This window comes from Actinomadura sp. KC06 (assembly GCF_004348735.1).
Lineage (GTDB): Bacteria > Actinomycetota > Actinomycetes > Streptosporangiales > Streptosporangiaceae > Spirillospora.
In genome coordinates, this window is the sequence record NZ_SMKT01000032.1 from 48,145 (window position 1) to 65,696 (window position 17,552).

Genomic DNA, 17,552 nt, shown 5'->3' on the forward strand with positions numbered 1-17,552 from the left:
GGCATGGGTATCAAGCCGCGGAGGTCTCCGCCGGGGCGCGGTCCTCGGGGTTGAGGGCCAGGAACGCCACCGCGGCCAGGGCTCCCCCGGCCAGGTCGGCCAGCAGCCAGATCCAGAGCTTCGTCCAGGCGAACACGCCCATCGTCGCCGCGCCGGTGGCGACCGCGGGGTTGAACGCTCCCCCGGAGACGCCGCCCACCGCGAAGGCGCCGGCCGCCACGGTGAACCCGATGGCCAGCCCGTAGAAGCTGTTGTCCGGGTGGTCCCGGCTGGTGGCCACGTTGAGGACGACGTAGGCGAGCGCGAGGGTGAACACCGCCTCGGCCAGGAGCGCCGTCCCGAGCGCGCGGCCGGACGGCGACAGCTCCGCGATCTCGCCCGGATCCACCACGTACCGGGCGGCGATGGCGGCGACGACGCCCGCGATGAGCTGGGCCGCCCAGTAGGCGGCGGCGTCCGTCCAGCGGATCCGGCCGCGCAGGAGCACCGCCAGCGTCACCGCCGGGTTGTAATGGGCCCCGGAGATGTGCCCGCCCGCGTACACCATGACCATCAGCACCGCGCCGATGGCCAGCGGGGCGAACGGAGCCTTCGCCAGGACGGTGCAGCCCACGGTGAAGACCAGGAAGAATGTGCCGATGAACTCCGCGACGTAACTACGCACAATCGACCTCCCAAAGTCTGGGAAATGGCAATTAACCCCCTAGCGCCTTGAGCCTGTCACTTTGCTCGATCTCTGCGGAGGATCGCCGTCCTTACGGGCTGATTACGGACAGGCGGACGTTATCTCTTCGTAAGAACCGGGAACCGCGCCGTCCATTAGCGTGACCCGCATGAAGAAGGCGCTCGCGATCGTGATCAGTGCGGTGTCGCTCCTCGCCGGATGCGGGGGCGCCGGCGATGAGACGACCGCCGTCGAACCGACGGCCTCCGCGTCCCGGAGCCCCGCTGCGCAGAGCCCTGCGGGCCAGGACGCGCCCCAGACGCTGCGGTTCAAGGGCGAGACGCTCGCCGGTGACGCCTTCGACGGCACAAGTCTGGCGGGCAAGCCCGTGGTGTTCTGGTTCTGGGCCCCCTGGTGCCCCAAGTGCCTCGCCGAAGGCCCCGATGTCGCCAAGGTCGCCGAGAAATTCAAGGGCAGGGTCTCCTTCGTCGGCATCGGAGGGCTGGAGAAGGACAAAGGCCGATTGCGCGCCTTCGTCTCCCGGACGGGCACCGAGAACCTCACCCACCTGGACGACCGGACCGGCAAGGTGTACTCCCATTTCAAGGTGACCTCGCAGTCGTCCTTCTTGTTCATGAAGCCCGACGGGACGACGAGCAAAGACTCCGGACCGCTCGGGGAGTCCGAGCTGAACCGGCACGTCGGCGAACTCCTCGGCTGACCGGTCGATGGAGGAGATCTCGCTCGCGCTGGCCGCCGGGCTGGTGGCGGCGTTCAACCCGTGCGGCTTCGCGCTCCTGCCGTCCTACCTGACGCTGCTGATCGCCGCGCCCGGGGCGGGCGGCGTCTGGCGGGCGCTGCGGCTGTCGGCCGCGATGACCGCGGGGTTCGTTACTGTCTTCGGCGCCTTCGGCCTGCTGATCTCGGCGTTGACGAGCTCGATCCACCAGTACCTGCCCTGGGTCACCATCGTGATGGGCCTGGTCTTGGTCGCGCTCGGCGGATGGCTGGTGACCGGGCGGGAACTGATGCTCCGGCTGCCGCGCCTCCAGGCGGGCGGGCTGTCGGGTTCGCTGGCCGGGCTGTACGGATACGGCGCCTCGTACGCCGTCGCGTCCCTGTCCTGCACGATCGCACCGTTCCTGGCCGTCACCGGGCTGGTGTCCGACGGGACGGGCATCGTCGCCGGGCTGGCGGCGTTCGCCGCGTACGGCGTCGGCATGGGCCTGGTCGTGGGGTTCCTGTCGATGCTGGTGGCGCTGGCGCACGACGCCGCCGTGGCGCGCACCCGCCGGATCCTGCCGTACGTCTCCCGCGTCAGCGGTGCCCTGCTGCTCCTGGCCGGGGCCTACGTCGCCTACTACGGCTGGTACGAGACACGCGTCAACGCGGGCGCCGAGGCCGACTCCCCCGTCGTCCGGACCGCCACCGAGATCCAAGGCGCATTGTCCGACTGGATCGACCGGATCGGAATCTGGTGGATCGCCGCCGCCTTCGGCGTCCTCACGGCCGGAACGGTGACGGCCCGCAGCCTATGGCGCCACCACCGCTCAACCCGTCCAGGGTGAGTCGGGTCGCCACCCGCGTGAAGTCAGCCGTCCTCAGCGTGGCGCCCGGCGCCACGCCGTTCACCGGGCTCTACCGGGCGCGGATCACCCCTGACTACGAGGTGGAGTGAGGGATGGCCTGGATGAAATCGTCGAGTGCGCCGCGGCGGCGGGCTGAAGAAATGTGGTCGATGTAGTCGCGGGAGGCGACGATCTCTCCGTCGCGGACGCGGAGGACGAATATGCACGGCACCCGGAATGGTTCCCCGGTCTCGGTCGTCCCGCGGTAGGCGAACTCGGCGACGATGACTTCCGGATCCGCGGTCTCGTGCACGATGATGTCGGCCGGTTCCTGGCGGGGAGGCGGCAGGCTTTTGCCGGCCGCGAAGTGCTCGCGCAGTTCTTCGCGGGTGCGCATCGGCCCGTCTTCGAACGGCGAGAACGGATGCTCGACGCGGGTCTGCTCCGCGTACAGGTCGGGCAGCTCGTCCCAGCGGCCTTCCGAGACTCCCCACACGAGCTCGAGGAACACCTCGCGAGGACTGGGCGCCATGATCCCTCCCGATGACACGGTAGGCTTCCGAAGTGGAGACTCCGAATATACGGAGTGGAGACTTCGGATGTCAATGGAACCCACGCGCGCCGACGCCCGCGACAACCGGGCCCGGATCCTGGAAGTGGCGGAGGACGTGTTCGGCAAGGGCGGCTCGGCGGCCTCCACCGAGGAGGTCGCACGGCTCGCCGGAGTCGGCATCGCCACCGTCTTCCGCCATTTCCCGACCAAGCGGGTGCTGGTGGAAGCGGTTCTGGTGAAGCATTTCGACCGCCTGTGCGGGGAGGCGCGGGGCCTCGCCGATTCGGCCGATCCGGGCCGGGCGTTCTTCGATTTCTTCCGCCGGCTCGTGGCGGACGCCGCGGGCAAGCTCGCCATCATCGAGGCGTTCACCGACGCGGGCGGCGACGCCGAGGGCAGAGCGGCCCAGGGGCCGCGCGACCTCCGCGAGGCCGTCGGCGTCCTGCTCGGTCGGGCCCAGGACGCCGGGGCGGTCCGGGCGGACGTCCGCCTGGACGAGGTCTACGCGCTCCTCGTCGGCGCCTCCCGCGCCGCCGCCCACCTCCGCCTGGACGAGCCGGTCCGCTCCCGCGCGCTCGGGATCATCTTCGACGGCCTCGCCCCGCGCTGACGCCCGACCACTCGTCAGTCGCGGAGCAGCCGCCACACGGTGAGGGCGAGCCTGGCCCGCGTCAGGCCCGCGGGCTCGGTGAGGTCGGCGCCCAGGGTCCGTCCGATCTGTTCGAGGCGGCGGGCGACGCTGCTGTGGTGCAGGTGGAGCTGGTCTGCGGTGTCGCGGCGGCAGATCGCCGAACTCGGCGCCGCCCTGCGCCGTGCCCTGGCCGACTGAGCCCGGCCGCGCTCGTCAGGGGGCCGGGGCGGTGAAAGTCAGCGCGCGGGCCGGGTTCTCCACCATGATCTTGTGGACGGCCTCGTCCGGAACCCCGAGGCGCCGGAGCGCCGGCAGGAAATGGTCGGGGATGTAGCTGTAGCCCTGCCCGCCGTAGCGCTTGAGCTGGATCTTCTGGCAGACGTCGTGACCGAGCAGGATCTGCCCGGAGTACCCGTCCTCCACCAGGTCCGCGATGCCGCGGGCCATCTTGTGGTCGCCGAGCAGCACGAGATGGCCCCACGGGCTGCCCGGCGAGGCCAGGAAGTCGAACTCGATGAAGACGCCCCGCGCGAGCACCCGCCGCGCGAAGGGCAGGTCGACGGCCAAGGTCCCGGCGTGGCCGATGACGACGTTGGACGGGTCCGCGCCCTCCTCGTCCAGGATGTCGAGGACCGTGAACTTCTCCTCGCCGACCCCGCCCACATGGAACGTGATCGGAGCGCCGGTGATGCGGCTCGCCCGCCCGGCGGCCCGGACGCTCTTGAGCTCGCCGGACGTCAGCGGCGCGCACTCCGCGCCGACCTCGCCGATGATCCCGGCGTGGATCCCGGTGCCGTCGGCGCCGTCCACGATGTCGCGGACGATCACGGCGGTGAGGTCGTCGACGGTCCGCTCGTCCATGTCGGGCGGGTGGAAGGTCGGCGTGTACCAGCCGGCGCCCATCACGATGTGGAGCCCGCTCGCCCGCGACATCCGCCGCAGCGAGCCGGGATCGCGGCCGATGCCGAGGTTGGTCACCTCCACGACCGTCCCGCCGCCGGCGCGCTGGAACTCGCGCACCTCCGCGAGCATCTCGTCGAAGTCCGCGAGGACGTCGTTGTCCGCGTTGACGGCCCCGTGCCTGGTGCGGGCCAGGTTGGCGAGGGTGAGCGGTTCCCGCGCCTGCGGGGAGTCCTCGCCCGGACGCAGCGCGTGGGCCGGACGGCGCAGGTCGACGAAGAGGTGCTCGTGCATGAGCGTCGGGCCGAGGGCCGAAGGATCGACCGGCCCGGTGACCGTGAGCACCTGACCGGCGAGGTCGGGAACGGCCGACGGCAGGTCCATCGGCTTCATCCGCTTCATCCGCGGCCCTCCGTCATGGTCAGCCAGCGGCGCGGATTCGACTCCGTGAGGGTGCTCAGCAGGGCTTCGTCCGCCCCCAGATACCCCAAGTAGGGGACGAACTGCTCGGCGACGAAACCGTATCCGCCGCCGCCGAACGCCTTGAGGTCGATCTTGCGGGCGACGCGAGGCGACAGCAGGATCTGCTCGGCGTGGCCGCGCTCGGCGAGGTCCAGGACGGCGGCGGCGACGTCCTGGTCGTCGACCTCGCGGTTCACGGTCGGGAGGCGGCCGAGCCCGTCGAACTGCAGGAACACGCCGCGATCGGCGAGCCGGGCGAGGGCGTCGGCGTCGGTGGCGAGCCCGTCGCAGTGCCCGACGGCGACGCGGCCGAGGCCGGCGCCGGACGCGTCCATCAGGTCGAGGAGCCCGTGCGTGGCGGCCGCCGTCGCGGCGCGGTCGATGAGCACGGGGGCCCCGGTGCGCCGGGCGGCGTGCGCGACGGCGGCGACCAGGACGCGGTCGGCGGGACGATCGGGGTCCAGCCCCTCGATCTCACCGATGACGCCCGCCCGGACGCCGTCCACGCCCTCACGGAGTTCACCGATGATCTCGGCGGTGAGGCTCTCGACCGTCCTGTCCGCGAGTCCGGGCGTCCGGGACGGGGAGTATCCGCCGCACCCCATCACCACGGCGACCCCGGTCGCCCGGGCGAGGTCGGCCAGCACCCGCGGCGCGCGGCCGAGGTCGGCGCCGGTCACCTCGACGACGGCACCGCCGCCCAGGGCGGCGAAGTCGGCGAGCTCGGGACGGACGTCCGCCGCCGTAAGCCGCCGGTCGTCCCGGTTCAGCGCGCCCAGGGCGAGCGCGCCGAGCAGCTCCATGCTCACAGGCTCCTCGTCCACGCCTGCCTCGAAGACGCCGTTCGCGCCGCCTTCGGAGAGACCGTTCGCGTCGGCTTCGGAGAGGCCGTTCAGGTCGCTGACCAGGTGGACGGAGGTGACCGTGTGCCCGAGGGAACGCGGATCGACAGGCCCGGTGACGGTCACGACCTGTCCGGTCGCGCTCGGTGCGCTCATCTCACGGATAGGCTGGTCGTCATTCCCGGGCTCCACGCCGGTCAATGTATCGATCACCGTCCGCAGGCCCTCTTGTGTTTCACCGCACGCTAGTTGACGTTCCACGCACGCCGACCGGCCCGCGCCTGCCGCCCGACGTGTTTGGCCTCATCCGGAATCGGACCGGATGGCATGGCGTAGTCAGGCTAAGGCAGAATGAAAGTTGCATCGCGGCCAACCCGCTTGATCCATTCGGCGACGTTTCGGCCCGAATGAATGCGTCAACCCCGCGTGTCACACTGGCGGGAACTGACCTGATACGGCCGCTCAACCCGTTCTGACTGGCGGCACTTCTGCTGTTAGGCGATCCTGACGGCGTGAGCACGACCGACGACGCAGGTCGGAAGAGATTCTTCATCAGTTACGCCGGACCTGACCGGCTGTGGGCCGAGTGGATCGGCTGGCAGCTCGAACAGGCGGAACACGATGTGGAACTCGATGTGTGGGACTGGGGACCGGGCGAGAACTTCGTGCTCCGCATGGACCAAGCGCTGCGTTCCGCAAACCAGGTGCTCGCCCTTTTCTCCGCGTCGTACTTCGAGCAGGACCGTTTCACGACCGATGAGTGGACGTCCACAATCGCGATCAAGGAGTACGGCCCGCGGCTGGTGCCGGTACGGATCGAGAACCTTCCCAGGGAGAGATTCCCCGCCGCGTTGCGGGCGATGACGACGCTCGACCTCTTCGGTCTGGAGGAGGACCAGGCGCGACGCCGTCTGCTGGAGCTCGTGGAGCAGCCCGGGCACCCCGCGAGCAGCCCGGTCTTCCCCGGCCCAGGGCGCAGCGGCGTCCCGCGCGGGCTGGGGCCGCGGCTGCCCGGCGCCGGGCCGCAAGTGTGGCGGGTCCCCGCTCGAAACGCGTCCTTCGCCGGACGGGACTCGCTGCTCGTGGAGATTCGCGAAGCGTTGACCGTGTCGATCAGCGGAGTGGTAGTCCTCTACGGCGGAGGCGGTTTCGGAAAGACGCAGACAGCGATCGAGTACGCGCACCGATTCGCCTCGGACTATGACGCCGTTTGGGTCATCGATGCCGAGCAGAGCGAATTGATCACTGGTCAGCTGGCGGCGCTGGCGACCGAGTTGGACGTGCGAGCGCCGGTGACCGATCAGACGGTCACCGCCCACCGCGCTTTGGCGGAGCTGCACAAATCGGAGAGATGGCTGCTGGTCTTCGACAATGCTGAAGATCCGGCGGAGATAATCGACTATCTTCCCGGCGGGCGCGGGCACGTGCTCATCACGTCCAGAAATTCAGCGTGGGCCGAAGCTGGTACCCGTATCGCGGTAGAAGTGTTCACGCGCGAAGAATCCGTGCGGCTTCTGCATAACCTCGTCCCCCGTCTGTCGCCCAGTGAGGCCGCGCACCTGGCGGAAATTCTCGGGGATTTGCCGCTGGCGCTCGTCCAGGCCGCCGGTGTCCTCGCCAGCGGGGTGACCGTGGCCCAGTACGAGCGTTCCTTGGAGGCTCATGCCACGGAGGTGCTCAGCCGCGGGCGGCCGATCTCGTATCCCGCGTCGCTCGCCGCCGCGACGTCCCTCGCGCTGGAACGGCTCGCGGCGGCCAGGGCCGGCGGCGAGACGGTGATCCGGGCCTGTGCCTATCTGGCGTCCGAGCCGATTCCGGCCGCCTGGTTCTACGCGTCGCCGCGGTCGGCGGGCGAGGACCTCGCGGACGCGCTGGAGGCGCTTCCGGCGGGCGTCCTCAAGGTCAGCCGGGCCTTCGAGGCCATCACGCGCTACGGCCTGGCGCGCATCGACCGCAACGAGCTGCGCCTGCACCGCCTCACCGCCGCCGTCATCCGCGATCAGACGCGGGCGCAGCGTGCGGCGTACCAGGCGGTCATCGCCGGGCTCCTCGTCGCGGCCGAGCCGAGGACGACCGACAAGCCGGAGACATGGCCGGACTGGGCCGTCCTCGTCCCGCACGTCCTGAGCCAGGATCCCGCGACGAGCCCTCATGATCCGCTCCGCCTGCTGGCGACCGGCGTCGTCCGCTATCTGGTCTCGAGCGGGCAGACTCAGACGGCGCTTCCCGTCGCGGAGCATTTCTATGCGTGTTGGCAGGAGGCCCTCGGCCCGGACCACGCGACCTGCCTGGAAATAAGCATGCAGCTGGCCTACGTCTATCAGCGGCTCGGCTTGTACGCGAAGTCTCAGCGGCTGAACGAGGACTGCCTGGCACGGTGCCGCCGCATTCTCGGCCCGGACGACCCGCGGACGCTCAAGGCGGCCACCGACCTGGCCACGGACCTCTACGCGCTGGGGGCGGCGGAAAGAGCGTGCGCCTTGAACGAGGAGACGTTCCGCCGCAGCACGGAGGTGTTGGGGGAGAATGCGCGCTCCACCCTCGGTGTCGCCTACAACTTCGCCATCGACCTGTACACCCTGGGCGACCTCGGCACGGCCCGCGCGATGGTGGAGGAAATCCACGGACGGCGCCGCGAGGTGCTGGGCGTCGAGCATCCCGATACGTTGAACTCGGCGGGCATCATGGCGGGCCACTTGAGCGAGTCGGGGCAGGTGGAGGCGGCGCGCACCCTGGCGGAGGACACTCTTGAAATGTGCCGCCGCGCCTTGGGCGAGGACCATCCGCAGACGCTGCTCGTGGCCAGAAGCCTCGCCCTATATCTGCGGCAGCTTCACGAAACGGAGGAGGCCCGGCGCCTGGAGGACGAGACGTTGGAGCGCTACCGCGTCGTGCTCGGGGAGGAACACCCGGACACCGCGGCCATGGCCGAGCGGGTCGCCGTCCATCGAAACGAGGGCGGCGCGGGAAACGGTGAGGCGATCGACCGGAAGGAAGCCGGCCGGGAAGCGTGGAATCACGAACTCATGCAGCTCTACAGGGCTTTTCGCCTACTGTGACCGACAGGACTGCGTCATATTTGGCCTTTGACGATCGCCCAGCGCTCGTGATCCATCCATCTGCCATTGATCTTGATAAAGTTCGGTGAGTATCCTTCTTTCCGGAACTGTAATCTCTTGACCAGGTTGAGGGACTTGAAATTCGCCGGCTGAATGTCGGCCTCGACGCGATGCAGGCCCAGATCGGTGAACGCGTAGTGGAGCAGCAACCGTAGCCCTTCGGTCATGTAACCGTGTCCGGTACCGGACACGAAAGCCCCGTAGCCGATGACCCCGCGCTGGTACGGCCCGCGGACGATCTCGTTAATGTTGACGAACCCGACCATGGCCTTCGTGGCCAGCAGGCAGAGCACGAACCCGTCCGCGGCGACTTGATCGAATCGCTTGATGTACCTGTCGAACTCGTCCGCGGTCTTCGGAGCCAGGATCCAGGGACGGAAGTGCGACTCGCTCCCCCGCGCCAGTTCGACAAAGGCGTCCTGATCGATGGCGGCGACCCTGCGGAGCCCCACTCTCTCCCCGCAGCGAAGGAAAAGATCCTCCGCCTCCTCCGTCGCGCTATGTGTCCTGATGCTCACGATTGGAGAGTACACCTCTACCAAAGATCACGCACTGGCCGGAAGAGCCAAAGCGTCCCGGTCTAATCGCCTGCCATCCGTCGAGTGCGCGGACATTTATGGACGCTCTAGTGGATCAGGCACAAGGCCGTCATCGACTCCCCCATGGGTGCGCCATCAAACGCCCCGAACCGTCAGAAGACGGTCGCGGACGCGCTCGGGATTCGAACCGGAACCCCTATGCCCAGGGCCAACAGGATGCTCAACAAAGCCATTTACCACGATCGTCGCAACACAGATCGTCCGACCCCGCGGTTGCTCTCCTGCAGCACCATGCCCGCGCAATCAGGGGTCCTGTGTCGCATCAAAAGCTTGACCGGTAAATGGCGGCCAGATACCGCCGGCCCGCTGAGGCCGACGGGATCGCCCGCGCCGGGATCGCGCGGACGTTCCAGACGCCGCTGATCCCCAGCGGCATGACCACCAGAACTTCGTCGCGGCGGGCCGCTACATCTCGCATCGGCCGCCGCTGAGGCCGAGCGCTGCTGGGGCTGAGTGCCGCCGCGTTGGCCGTGCGGCTGCATCGGAACGTCCACGGGCTGGACCCGACTCCAGGGGTGCACGGCCTCACCCGGCGCGCTCAGGAGCGCGGCCTTGGTTGAGCCACCCGGAGGACTTTGCGTGCTGTGCGGGTCTCGGGTAGCAGTTTCGAGATCACTCATCGGCGGGATGCGGGTTCGACCGGCCCGCGAGAAGGGTGAATCCCATGACACGCACCGCAGCACGCCTCACCGCCGGCCTGGCGGCCGCCGCAGCGATCACCACCGCCGCCGGTGTCGGCGCCGGGCCCGCCGCCTCGGCGACCTCTCTCGACCGTCCCACCCTCACCCACCAGGCCGCCGCGCGAGGACATCTGGTCTCCGCGACCCATCTCCGAACCATGTCCGCAGACCAGGTGCGCGCGTGGCTGGCGACGGAGGACTTCGACGACTCGTCCGTCCGGTACGGCGTGGACACCTACCGCCTCGTCTACCGGACGATTGACACCCGCGGCCGCGCGACCACGGCCAGCGGCCTCCTCGTCCTGCCCCGCGGCGGCGACCGCAGGCTCCAGACGGTCTCTTTCACGCATGGAACGGAGATCTACAAGCCGGACGCACCTTCGACGTCCGGCGACGTCTGGGGCCCCGGCCCGGCCGTCACCTACGGCGCCGCCGGTTTCGCCGCAGTGGCTCCCGACTACCTCGGTCTCGGCAAGGGCCCGGGCCTCCATCCCTGGAAGCATGTGCCGTCCGAGGTCTCGGCGGCGCTCGACATGCTCCGCGCAGCGCGGCAGTTCGTGCCGCGCACCGGACGCGTTCTGAACGGTGAGGTGCTGGCCACCGGGTTCTCGCAGGGCGCCTCGTCCGCCCTCGGCCTGGCCCGCGCGCTGCAGGAGGGCGCCGACCCTCGCTTCGGAATCCGCGCGGTCGCCCCGATCAGCGGCGCCTACGACTTCGAGGGCGCCGAACTCCCCGCCCTGCTGAAGGGCGACGTGCCACCGGAAGTCGCCGCCGTCTACGTCTCCTACCTCTTCACCGCGTGGAACCGGATTCACGGCGGCCTCTACGAGACGCCGTCGGACGTCTTCCAGGAGCCTCACGCGAGCCGCGTCGAGAAGCTCTTCAACGGCACCACCCCGGGGCCGGACGTGGTGGACGCCCTGCCGGACACACTCGGCGACCTCCTCACGCGGCGCGGCCTCGCGATGCTGCACCGTCCGTCCGGCACGTTCGCCGAGGCCCTGCGCGTGGACGCCGAGGTCTGCACCGCCTGGACGCCCCGCGTCCCGATCCGCCTCTACAAGATCGCCGACGACGAGCAGGCCACGACCGTCAACACCGACCACTGCGCCGCTCGGCTCCGCGAGCGCGGTGTCAACGCTCCCGTCATCGACGTGGGCGACACCCTCTACGGCGGTTCCCGCCACCTCGGGTCCAATGTCGCAGGCACCGCTCAGATCATCCGCTGGTTCACCACGCTCAAGTGAAAGCAGAATCGCCTGTGACGTGCGCTTGACGGCGGTGAACCAGTGTTCCAGGCGGGCCGCGATGCCGTCCGCGAGCGCCGCGGGCTCGTCGCCGCCGACCCAGGCGTACATGCGGACGCGGTCGCGCACAGGGCCGCCGAGCAGCGAATACACCGGGACGCCGCAGGCTTTGCCGGCGATGTCCCACAGCGCCTGGTCCAGTCCCGCGTGCGCGCTGGACAGCACCGGCCCGGCGGCAACGCGGTCGGGGACGCGGCGCGCAACGGCGACCAGGGCAACGGATCATCACGGCAGTGCGGAGGCCGACGAGTGGAACCCAATGGAAGCATCCGTGAGGGGGTAGACCGAATAAGTCGTCCGCGGAAGTGGGATATTCCGCTGTCCCCGAATCCGCCCGGGTCAGCGTTGTTTGCCCTGGCTGAGCGTGTCCACCGATTTGGCGATTCGCCGTTGCCGGGTCTGTTCGGTCTTGGCGCCCTCGATCTGCAGCACGTGATACCGCTGGTTACTGTACGACAGGCCATTCCAGGTCTGCTGCGCCGCCGGTTCAGCGGCCAGTGCCTGCGCGAAGTCTTCGGGAACCTCGACCACCCGTGGCTCGGTGTCCAATTCGAGAGCGACCTCGGTCTCGTCTCCCGCCTCGACGCCGGCCTTGGTCCTGTTCTCGGCGGCCAGCGGCAGCATGTACCGGTCGCCGTAGACGGCGACCGTGCTGCGGTAGCTGTGGGCACCGATGGTCACTTTCACCTTCGGCTTCTTGCCCGCCCCCAGCTGTTCGACAACGCCGGCCGGAACCTCGAAACCGGTCGCGGTCTTACCGCCCAGTTCGATCGTGGTCCGAAACTTCACCATCTTGCGTCCTCCCGATCAGCCCATTCACAGAAGCACACCGCCGTCCAACAGCGCAACAGAACAAGGCTGGACGCGGCCCATGCCCGCGACGGTTGCCGAACTGTGAACGCGCCGCACCCTCATCGCCGTCGCCCACGCTCAGGAGGTGTTCAGCAAGCGAGCCCACCCACCTGCCGGGGTACCAGCACGGACGACTCAGACGTACAGGGTGGGCCAGTCGATGAGCTCTTGGGTGTGGCGTCGACCATCCGGCTCTCGATCAGGTCCAGGTCAAAGTCGACCGCAACGATCGGCGCGGTCGTGGCCCGGCGGCGCGTGTGTCGGGCGTGCGGCGCGGTCCTCTGGTGGGTGAGTTCGGCGCGCTGAGCGTTCGAGAAGGGACGTGACGCACGCGCCAGGGCCGGGCTCACTCCACGGGGATTGCGGGTGCTGTTCGGCGTTGGGTCAATCCCACTCCCAGCGCATTCCGTGGTAACCAGCGTCGAGGCCGAAATCAAGGTAGTGAACGCTGTTGTACAGGGACAGCCGCAGTTGTGTTCTGTCTTGCAGTGGGGTTCGGCCGTCTGGCCGCCACACGCGGTAGCAGCGCGTCGGGACGGCCTCGGGGTGGAACCGGATATCAAGCATGAATTGATGCATCGGGATGCGGAATGCGCGTCCGTCACCGGTCATGGGCGGTCCGGATTCGTCGAACGTGAAGGTGTACTCCAGCAGGTAGGTCTCGCCCTTGGCGAGCGGGTGGTCGAAGAGGAGTTCGGTAGCGATCGCGCCGACGGCATCGGTTCGCGTCCGGCCGAAGCGGCATCCTTCGGCGATGCGCGCAGAAGGCAGGAGGCCATGTTGGTGGCTGTAGACGGCGATCCAACGGTCGGCGCCGCGCTGCCGGGCCTGGAACACCATGCGAGTCCGGGTCTGGAGAAGTTGCCCGTTCCGTCCCAGCAGGTACTGGCTGTGCAGGCTCAGGCCGACCATTTGGCCGTTGGTCCGGGTACCGATGGCGTCCACCAGCCCCTTGACGCGGGGCTGCTCGCACAGCTCGTCCAGTGGGAGTTGTGGTGCCGAGTCTCGAGCCTTCGTCTTCAGGAGCGTCAGTAGGGAATGACGTGGAAGTCCCAGGATCTCCTCAAGCCCCCGGACGGCTTTCAGAGAATCGGCGCGCTCAGGTCTGTTGCGGCCACGTTGCCAATGACTGAGGCACGCAACGCTGACCGGACTGCCCAGCGCTTGCAGTCGGCGGCTCAGTGCTTCCAGGCTGAGCCCTCTTGCCTGAATCGCTGCCTTGAGCGCCTGATCGAACGGCCCGGCAGGGACAATCTGGAGAGGATCGTCCTCAGTGAGTGTGGGGACACTGCGCATTTTTTCTTCTTCGGAATAACCCCGACCTGTACTTGCAGGCGATGACGTCCGAACCCGACACGCGTGCCGACGTCGCGCGCGACCAGGTCGAGCAGCGGCGAGCTCGTCGGCGACCCTGCACGTCCGCAGCCTCGATCCCGGACGAGACCGAGCGGCCCTCCGGTGCGGTTAGGCGGCACCCCGGCGGCTCCTCCTCGAGATCAGCAGCCGCTCACCCAGCCGCCGACCAGACGGCCAAGCAGAATCACCGAGACGTCGTTCGGTACGCCGGATTCGACGCACGGATGTTCGTCGGGTCGTTCCCGGCGGTCGGCCGTCCAGACTGGTGGCGCTCTGGGGACGGCGACGTGGCGACCATCCATCCTCGCTGCTTCCTCTACTCGTGCGATGCCACGACCAATTCGGCGATGGCGCCACCACGATGGGACGCGGCAAGCGAGGTATCAATCCGGAGAACTCTAGGTGGCCCTACCTATTTCGGCCGTTCATCGTGACCGCCACATCGGTGGCGTCCGGTCTGTCGCCGGTCGCTGAGACCCGACTGGCACGTGGCGGCAGCGCTACCGACCGCATCGAGCGCCGCCGACGGATAGCCGAGCACACGGCGCGTGGCGTCAGCCGATCGGTCGAGGGTTGGACGAAGCACGAGGGTCAAGGCTTGCGGAGCACTCCGCCGAATTCTCTGGCGAGTTCGCGTTCGGTCGATGCGCCGATATCGGACTGCAAGGCCGGATCGACCGGGTCCAGTGGCGGCTGCGTGGGATCGGGACGCCAGTCCATGACGTTGACCATTCCTGGTTCGACCGGTTCCAATCCGCTCACGAATGCCTTGACCTGGTCGGGAGTCCGGCTTCTCCATTTCATGCCGACACTGTGCATGATCGCGGTGAACTCGTCGGCCGTCTGCTGGTCGGCGCCGACGAATTGGGACAGCGCGACGTAGCTTCCGGAAACCAGCGCGTCCGTGATGGTGCCGATGGTGTGCCGAGCCATCTCATCGTCGGGGATCGAGTGCGGAACCGACAAGAACAGGGCGGCGACCGGCTGCGTGAAGTCGATGATGCGTCGCACCTCAGGATGATCGAGCACCTCGTCGGGCTTGGTCATGTCCTGTGCGATCACCGTGGTGTACTCGTTTTCGGCCAGCACGGCCCGGCCATGCGTCAAAACGATGGGGTCGTTGTCGACATAGACCACGTGTGCGTCCGGCCGGAACTGTTGCGCCACCTGGTGCACGTTGTGCTGGGTGGGCAATCCGCTGCCCAGGTCGAGAAACTGCGAGATCCCGGCGTCTCTGGCCAGGAATCGAACCACCCGATAGAGGAAAAGCCGGTTGGCCCGCGTCGCGTCGAGAGCCTCGGGGAACCTCGCGTTAATCGCCCGGACGGCGGCGCGATCAACGGCGTAGTTGTCCTTGCCGCCGAGTCCGTAATTGTACATTCGCGCGGGCGTCGGAACGTCAACCGAGAACTTCGCGGAATACGAGGGATCGTCCGTTGACACCGCAGACTCCACATCGTCCAAGCCAGGCTTACCGAGCGCGGGAATCCTACCGGCGCAACGGCCGAGGGGGAAGACCACTCGGAGCGACGCAAGCCACACGTCAACCGGGTCGCGGCGCCCGTCCCGCAACTGCTCCCGGGACGACGAGCAGGTCAGGGTCAGTTCGATTCTGCCTCTCCGACGCATCCTCAAACAGTCCGCACGGGCTCGGGGACAGGGCCCAACTACTTACGCAGATTGCTTTCGAGAATTGGCAGCAGGGACAGGCGCCAGCGAGGCGCCCCCGTCAACCTCAGCTGCCGATGCTCGACGTCATCGGGTGATAACGCGTCCACCCAGGAGAGGCACAAGGAAGGTTGCAGGTCGACCGCATCGGCAGGTCGACCGCATCGGCTCGACGAGAGATTTCCTCCAAGAGATTTCGCTGGACGATGATGGTCTCGGTTCATGAGCCCGTCGTCCGAAAGCGGCTCAGAGGCCGGTTCCGAACGCGCCGGAACCGGCCTCTTTGAGCCTGAGGGTCAGCTGACTTCGGCGCCGAAAGCCTCGAGCGGCTCGCTCACCGGCTGGAAGAAGGTGACGCCACCGGACTGACAGTCGCCTGAGCCGCCCGAGGTGAGGCCCAGAGCGGTGCTTTCGCTGAACAACGGCCCGCCACTGTCACCCGGTTCCGCGCAGACGGTCGTCTGGATCGCTCCGGTGACGGTGCCTTCGGGGTAGTTCACCGTTGCGTTGGTGGCGGTGACGGTGCCGTCGCGGAGGCCGGTGGTGCTGCCGCTGCGCGTAACGCGCTGGCCGACCACGGCCTCACCGGCTTCGGTGATGTCCTGCGACTGGCCGTTGTACAGGTTGACAGCGCCTTCCCCGGCCTCTTCCGCCTGGACGAGCGCGAAGTCGTCCCCCGGGAAGCTGCTCTCCACGGTGGTGCCGAGCGCCTGGCCGCCCTGCTGGTCGGCGGTCCAGGTGCGCACGACGTTGCCGCAGTGTCCGGCGGTGAGGAAGAAGTCCTGATCGCCCCGTTTGACGTTGAAGCCCAGCGAGCAGCGGGTGCCCCCGCCGAAGATCGCATCGCCGCCGAGAGCGAAGGTGCGGAGGCGTCCCGGGATGCGGACCATGCGGATCGCCGGTCCCATCTCCCGGGCCGTCCGGCGGACGGCGGCCATGCGCGCTCCGGTGACGGAATCGTCCGTCCAGACGGTCACCTTGGACGTGGCGGGGTCGACGGCCCAGCCGGTGCCCGATATGCCGGACGTCGACTGCCGGAGAGCGGCGGTGATCCGCTTCAGCGTCGCCGGGCTTCTCCGCAGCGCCTTCGGCACGGCGCCGGCTTCGCGCACCATGGCGGCGTCCGCGCTGTTGGTGACCGTGACGACGGGCCGGCCGGACGAGTCGAGGTACGCCCCGGCGGTGCGCGTCCCCAGCCGGTCGGCCAGCTTGGCGGCCAGGGCGCCGGCCGATCTCCTCTGCGTGTTCGATGCCTGCTGCCCGGCGAGCGCGGCCTCCCGGCCGCCGCCGGACTGGTCCGGCATCCGGACCGCGTACAGCGAGCCGGCCACGAGGCCGGCGGATCCGGCGGTCACCGCGGTCCACGTGACCACGGTGCGCATACGAGTCTTCCTCGTGGCGTTACGGCGGGTCATGGGTCCTCCAAGGTCCGGTCTGTGCGAGGAGATACGGCGCACGGCCGGACGGAGTTCAAGCGCCGGCGGGGACGCAGGTCACGGACACCGTCAGGCGCCCATTTCGATAGCGTCGGGTTCATGCGGCTTCATGTGGGGTGTGCGATGTGGGCTCATCCGCCATGGCAAGGGCGTTTCCTGCCGCACCCGTTGCCTCCGAGCGAGCGGCTGCGTGCCTATGCGAGCTGGTGCAACGCGGTGGAGGGCAACACGACCTTCTACGCGACGCCGTCGCGCGGCACGGTGGAGTCGTGGGCGGAGCAGACGGCGCCCGACTTCCGGTTCGTGGTCAAGCTGCCGAAGTCGATCACGCACGAGCGGCGGCTGGTCGGATTCGACGACGAGCTCCGGACGTTCCTGACCGCGATGGAGCCCCTGGCGTCGCGGGCGCATGCGCTGTGGGTCCAGCTTCCGGGGTCGTTCGGCCCGTCGGATCTCGGGACGCTGGCCGGATTTCTGCGTCGCCTCCCGAAGGAGCACAGATACGCGGTCGAAGTGCGGCACCGCGCGTTCTTCGAGGACGCCGGATGCGTGCGCGATCTTGAACGGGTCCTCGCCGGCGCCGGGGCCGAGTGGGTTCCGTTCGACACCACCGTGTTCTTCCAGAGGCGTCCGGGCAGCGACGCTGAACGCGATGCGTGGACGAAGAAGCCGCGTGTTCCGCGGCGGTCTGTTGCGCTGACCGACCGTCCGGTCGTCCGTTACCTGGGACGGGACGACACGGCGGAAACGGTCGAAGGATGGCGATTCTGGGTCGAGAAGGTCGTCGAGTGGCTGCGTGAGGGACGTTCGCCGACCGTCTTCGTCCACACACCGGACAACGCAGACGCACTAACGCTCGCCCGTCGCTTCCACGACGAGGCAAGAGACCGACTCCCCGAGATCAGCCCCCTACCC

Annotated in this window: 16 protein-coding genes and 1 pseudogene; 6 read left to right on the top strand and 11 right to left on the bottom strand. The window is 68.6% G+C overall.

Translation table 11 applies throughout. From position 1 onward, the window contains the following. Positions 1–10: 10 nt before the first annotated feature. Positions 11–664, bottom strand: coding sequence for an aquaporin (locus E1287_RS13455; RefSeq protein WP_131965251.1), 654 nt, complete (start codon positions 662–664; stop codon positions 11–13). A gap of 169 nt (positions 665–833) precedes the next feature. Between E1287_RS13455 and E1287_RS13460 the strand changes: the two genes are divergently transcribed. Next, a complete protein-coding gene (locus tag E1287_RS13460; RefSeq protein WP_131965252.1) occupies positions 834–1,385 on the top strand; it encodes a redoxin domain-containing protein in 552 nt (183 codons plus the stop codon). A 7-nt stretch (positions 1,386–1,392) separates the two neighbouring features. Next, positions 1,393–2,232, top strand: coding sequence for a cytochrome c biogenesis CcdA family protein (locus tag E1287_RS13465; protein ID WP_131965253.1), 840 nt, complete (start codon positions 1,393–1,395; stop codon positions 2,230–2,232). A 94-nt stretch (positions 2,233–2,326) separates the two neighbouring features. On the opposite strand, the gene E1287_RS13470 is transcribed toward E1287_RS13465, so the two are convergent. Continuing rightward, positions 2,327–2,764, bottom strand: a complete 438-nt coding sequence (locus tag E1287_RS13470) for a nuclear transport factor 2 family protein (RefSeq protein ID WP_131965254.1) — start codon at positions 2,762–2,764, stop codon at positions 2,327–2,329. Between the two features lie 67 nt (positions 2,765–2,831). Here E1287_RS13470 and E1287_RS13475 point away from each other — a divergent pair, with 67 nt between their 5' ends. Continuing rightward, positions 2,832–3,395, top strand: coding sequence for a TetR/AcrR family transcriptional regulator (locus tag E1287_RS13475; protein WP_207934192.1), 564 nt, complete (start codon positions 2,832–2,834; stop codon positions 3,393–3,395). Positions 3,396–3,409: 14 nt separating this feature from the next. Here the strand turns inward: E1287_RS13475 and E1287_RS46315 are convergent, their stop codons facing one another. Genes E1287_RS46315 through E1287_RS13490 form a run of 3 tightly spaced genes read right to left on the bottom strand, consistent with a single transcriptional unit; the run spans position 3,410 to position 5,776 of the window. Continuing rightward, the gene (locus E1287_RS46315) at positions 3,410–3,571 is read right to left on the bottom strand and encodes a helix-turn-helix domain-containing protein (RefSeq protein ID WP_131965265.1); all 162 of its coding nucleotides are present in this window, start codon (positions 3,569–3,571) and stop codon (positions 3,410–3,412) included. 58 nt (positions 3,572–3,629) lie between these two features. After that, entirely contained in the window at positions 3,630–4,718 is a 1,089-nt protein-coding gene (locus tag E1287_RS13485) for an aryldialkylphosphatase (protein WP_243718954.1), read from the bottom strand. Further along, a complete protein-coding gene (locus tag E1287_RS13490) occupies positions 4,715–5,776 on the bottom strand; it encodes a phosphotriesterase (protein WP_131965255.1) in 1,062 nt (353 codons plus the stop codon). Before E1287_RS13490 ends, E1287_RS13485 begins: the two co-directional genes overlap by 4 nt. Positions 5,777–6,132: 356 nt before the next feature. Between E1287_RS13490 and fxsT the strand changes: the two genes are divergently transcribed. Continuing rightward, a complete protein-coding gene (gene fxsT / locus E1287_RS13495; protein WP_131965256.1) occupies positions 6,133–8,679 on the top strand; it encodes an FxSxx-COOH system tetratricopeptide repeat protein in 2,547 nt (848 codons plus the stop codon). A gap of 14 nt (positions 8,680–8,693) precedes the next feature. Here fxsT and E1287_RS13500 read toward each other — a convergent pair whose 3' ends face one another. Next, the gene (locus tag E1287_RS13500) at positions 8,694–9,257 is read right to left on the bottom strand and encodes a GNAT family protein (protein WP_243718955.1); all 564 of its coding nucleotides are present in this window, start codon (positions 9,255–9,257) and stop codon (positions 8,694–8,696) included. Positions 9,258–10,002: 745 nt separating this feature from the next. Here E1287_RS13500 and E1287_RS45590 point away from each other — a divergent pair. Beyond that, positions 10,003–11,265 carry a hypothetical protein gene (locus E1287_RS45590; protein ID WP_243718957.1) on the top strand — a complete coding sequence of 421 codons (1,263 nt, stop codon included), beginning with the start codon at positions 10,003–10,005 and terminating at the stop codon, positions 11,263–11,265. Positions 11,266–11,289: 24 nt separating this feature from the next. On the opposite strand, the pseudogene E1287_RS46605 reads toward E1287_RS45590, so the two are convergent. From E1287_RS46605 to E1287_RS13530, 5 genes and pseudogenes are all read right to left on the bottom strand, one after another. After that, positions 11,290–11,538: pseudogene (locus E1287_RS46605) on the bottom strand (hypothetical protein); the annotation flags it as partial. A gap of 126 nt (positions 11,539–11,664) precedes the next feature. Further along, positions 11,665–12,117: a YdeI/OmpD-associated family protein gene (locus tag E1287_RS13515; RefSeq protein ID WP_207934193.1), complete on the bottom strand. Its 453-nt coding sequence runs from the start codon at positions 12,115–12,117 to the stop codon at positions 11,665–11,667. 444 nt (positions 12,118–12,561) lie between these two features. After that, positions 12,562–13,473, bottom strand: a complete 912-nt coding sequence (locus E1287_RS13520) for a hypothetical protein (RefSeq protein WP_131965257.1) — start codon at positions 13,471–13,473, stop codon at positions 12,562–12,564. A 651-nt stretch (positions 13,474–14,124) separates the two neighbouring features. Further along, entirely contained in the window at positions 14,125–14,976 is an 852-nt protein-coding gene (locus E1287_RS13525; protein WP_243718959.1) for an SAM-dependent methyltransferase, read from the bottom strand. A 521-nt stretch (positions 14,977–15,497) separates the two neighbouring features. Further along, positions 15,498–16,583 carry a S1 family peptidase gene (locus E1287_RS13530; RefSeq protein ID WP_131965259.1) on the bottom strand — a complete coding sequence of 362 codons (1,086 nt, stop codon included), beginning with the start codon at positions 16,581–16,583 and terminating at the stop codon, positions 15,498–15,500. A 177-nt stretch (positions 16,584–16,760) separates the two neighbouring features. Between E1287_RS13530 and E1287_RS13535 the strand changes: the two genes are divergently transcribed. Further along, the coding region (locus tag E1287_RS13535) for a DUF72 domain-containing protein (RefSeq protein ID WP_207934195.1) at positions 16,761–17,552 on the top strand (792 nt) is incomplete at its 3' end.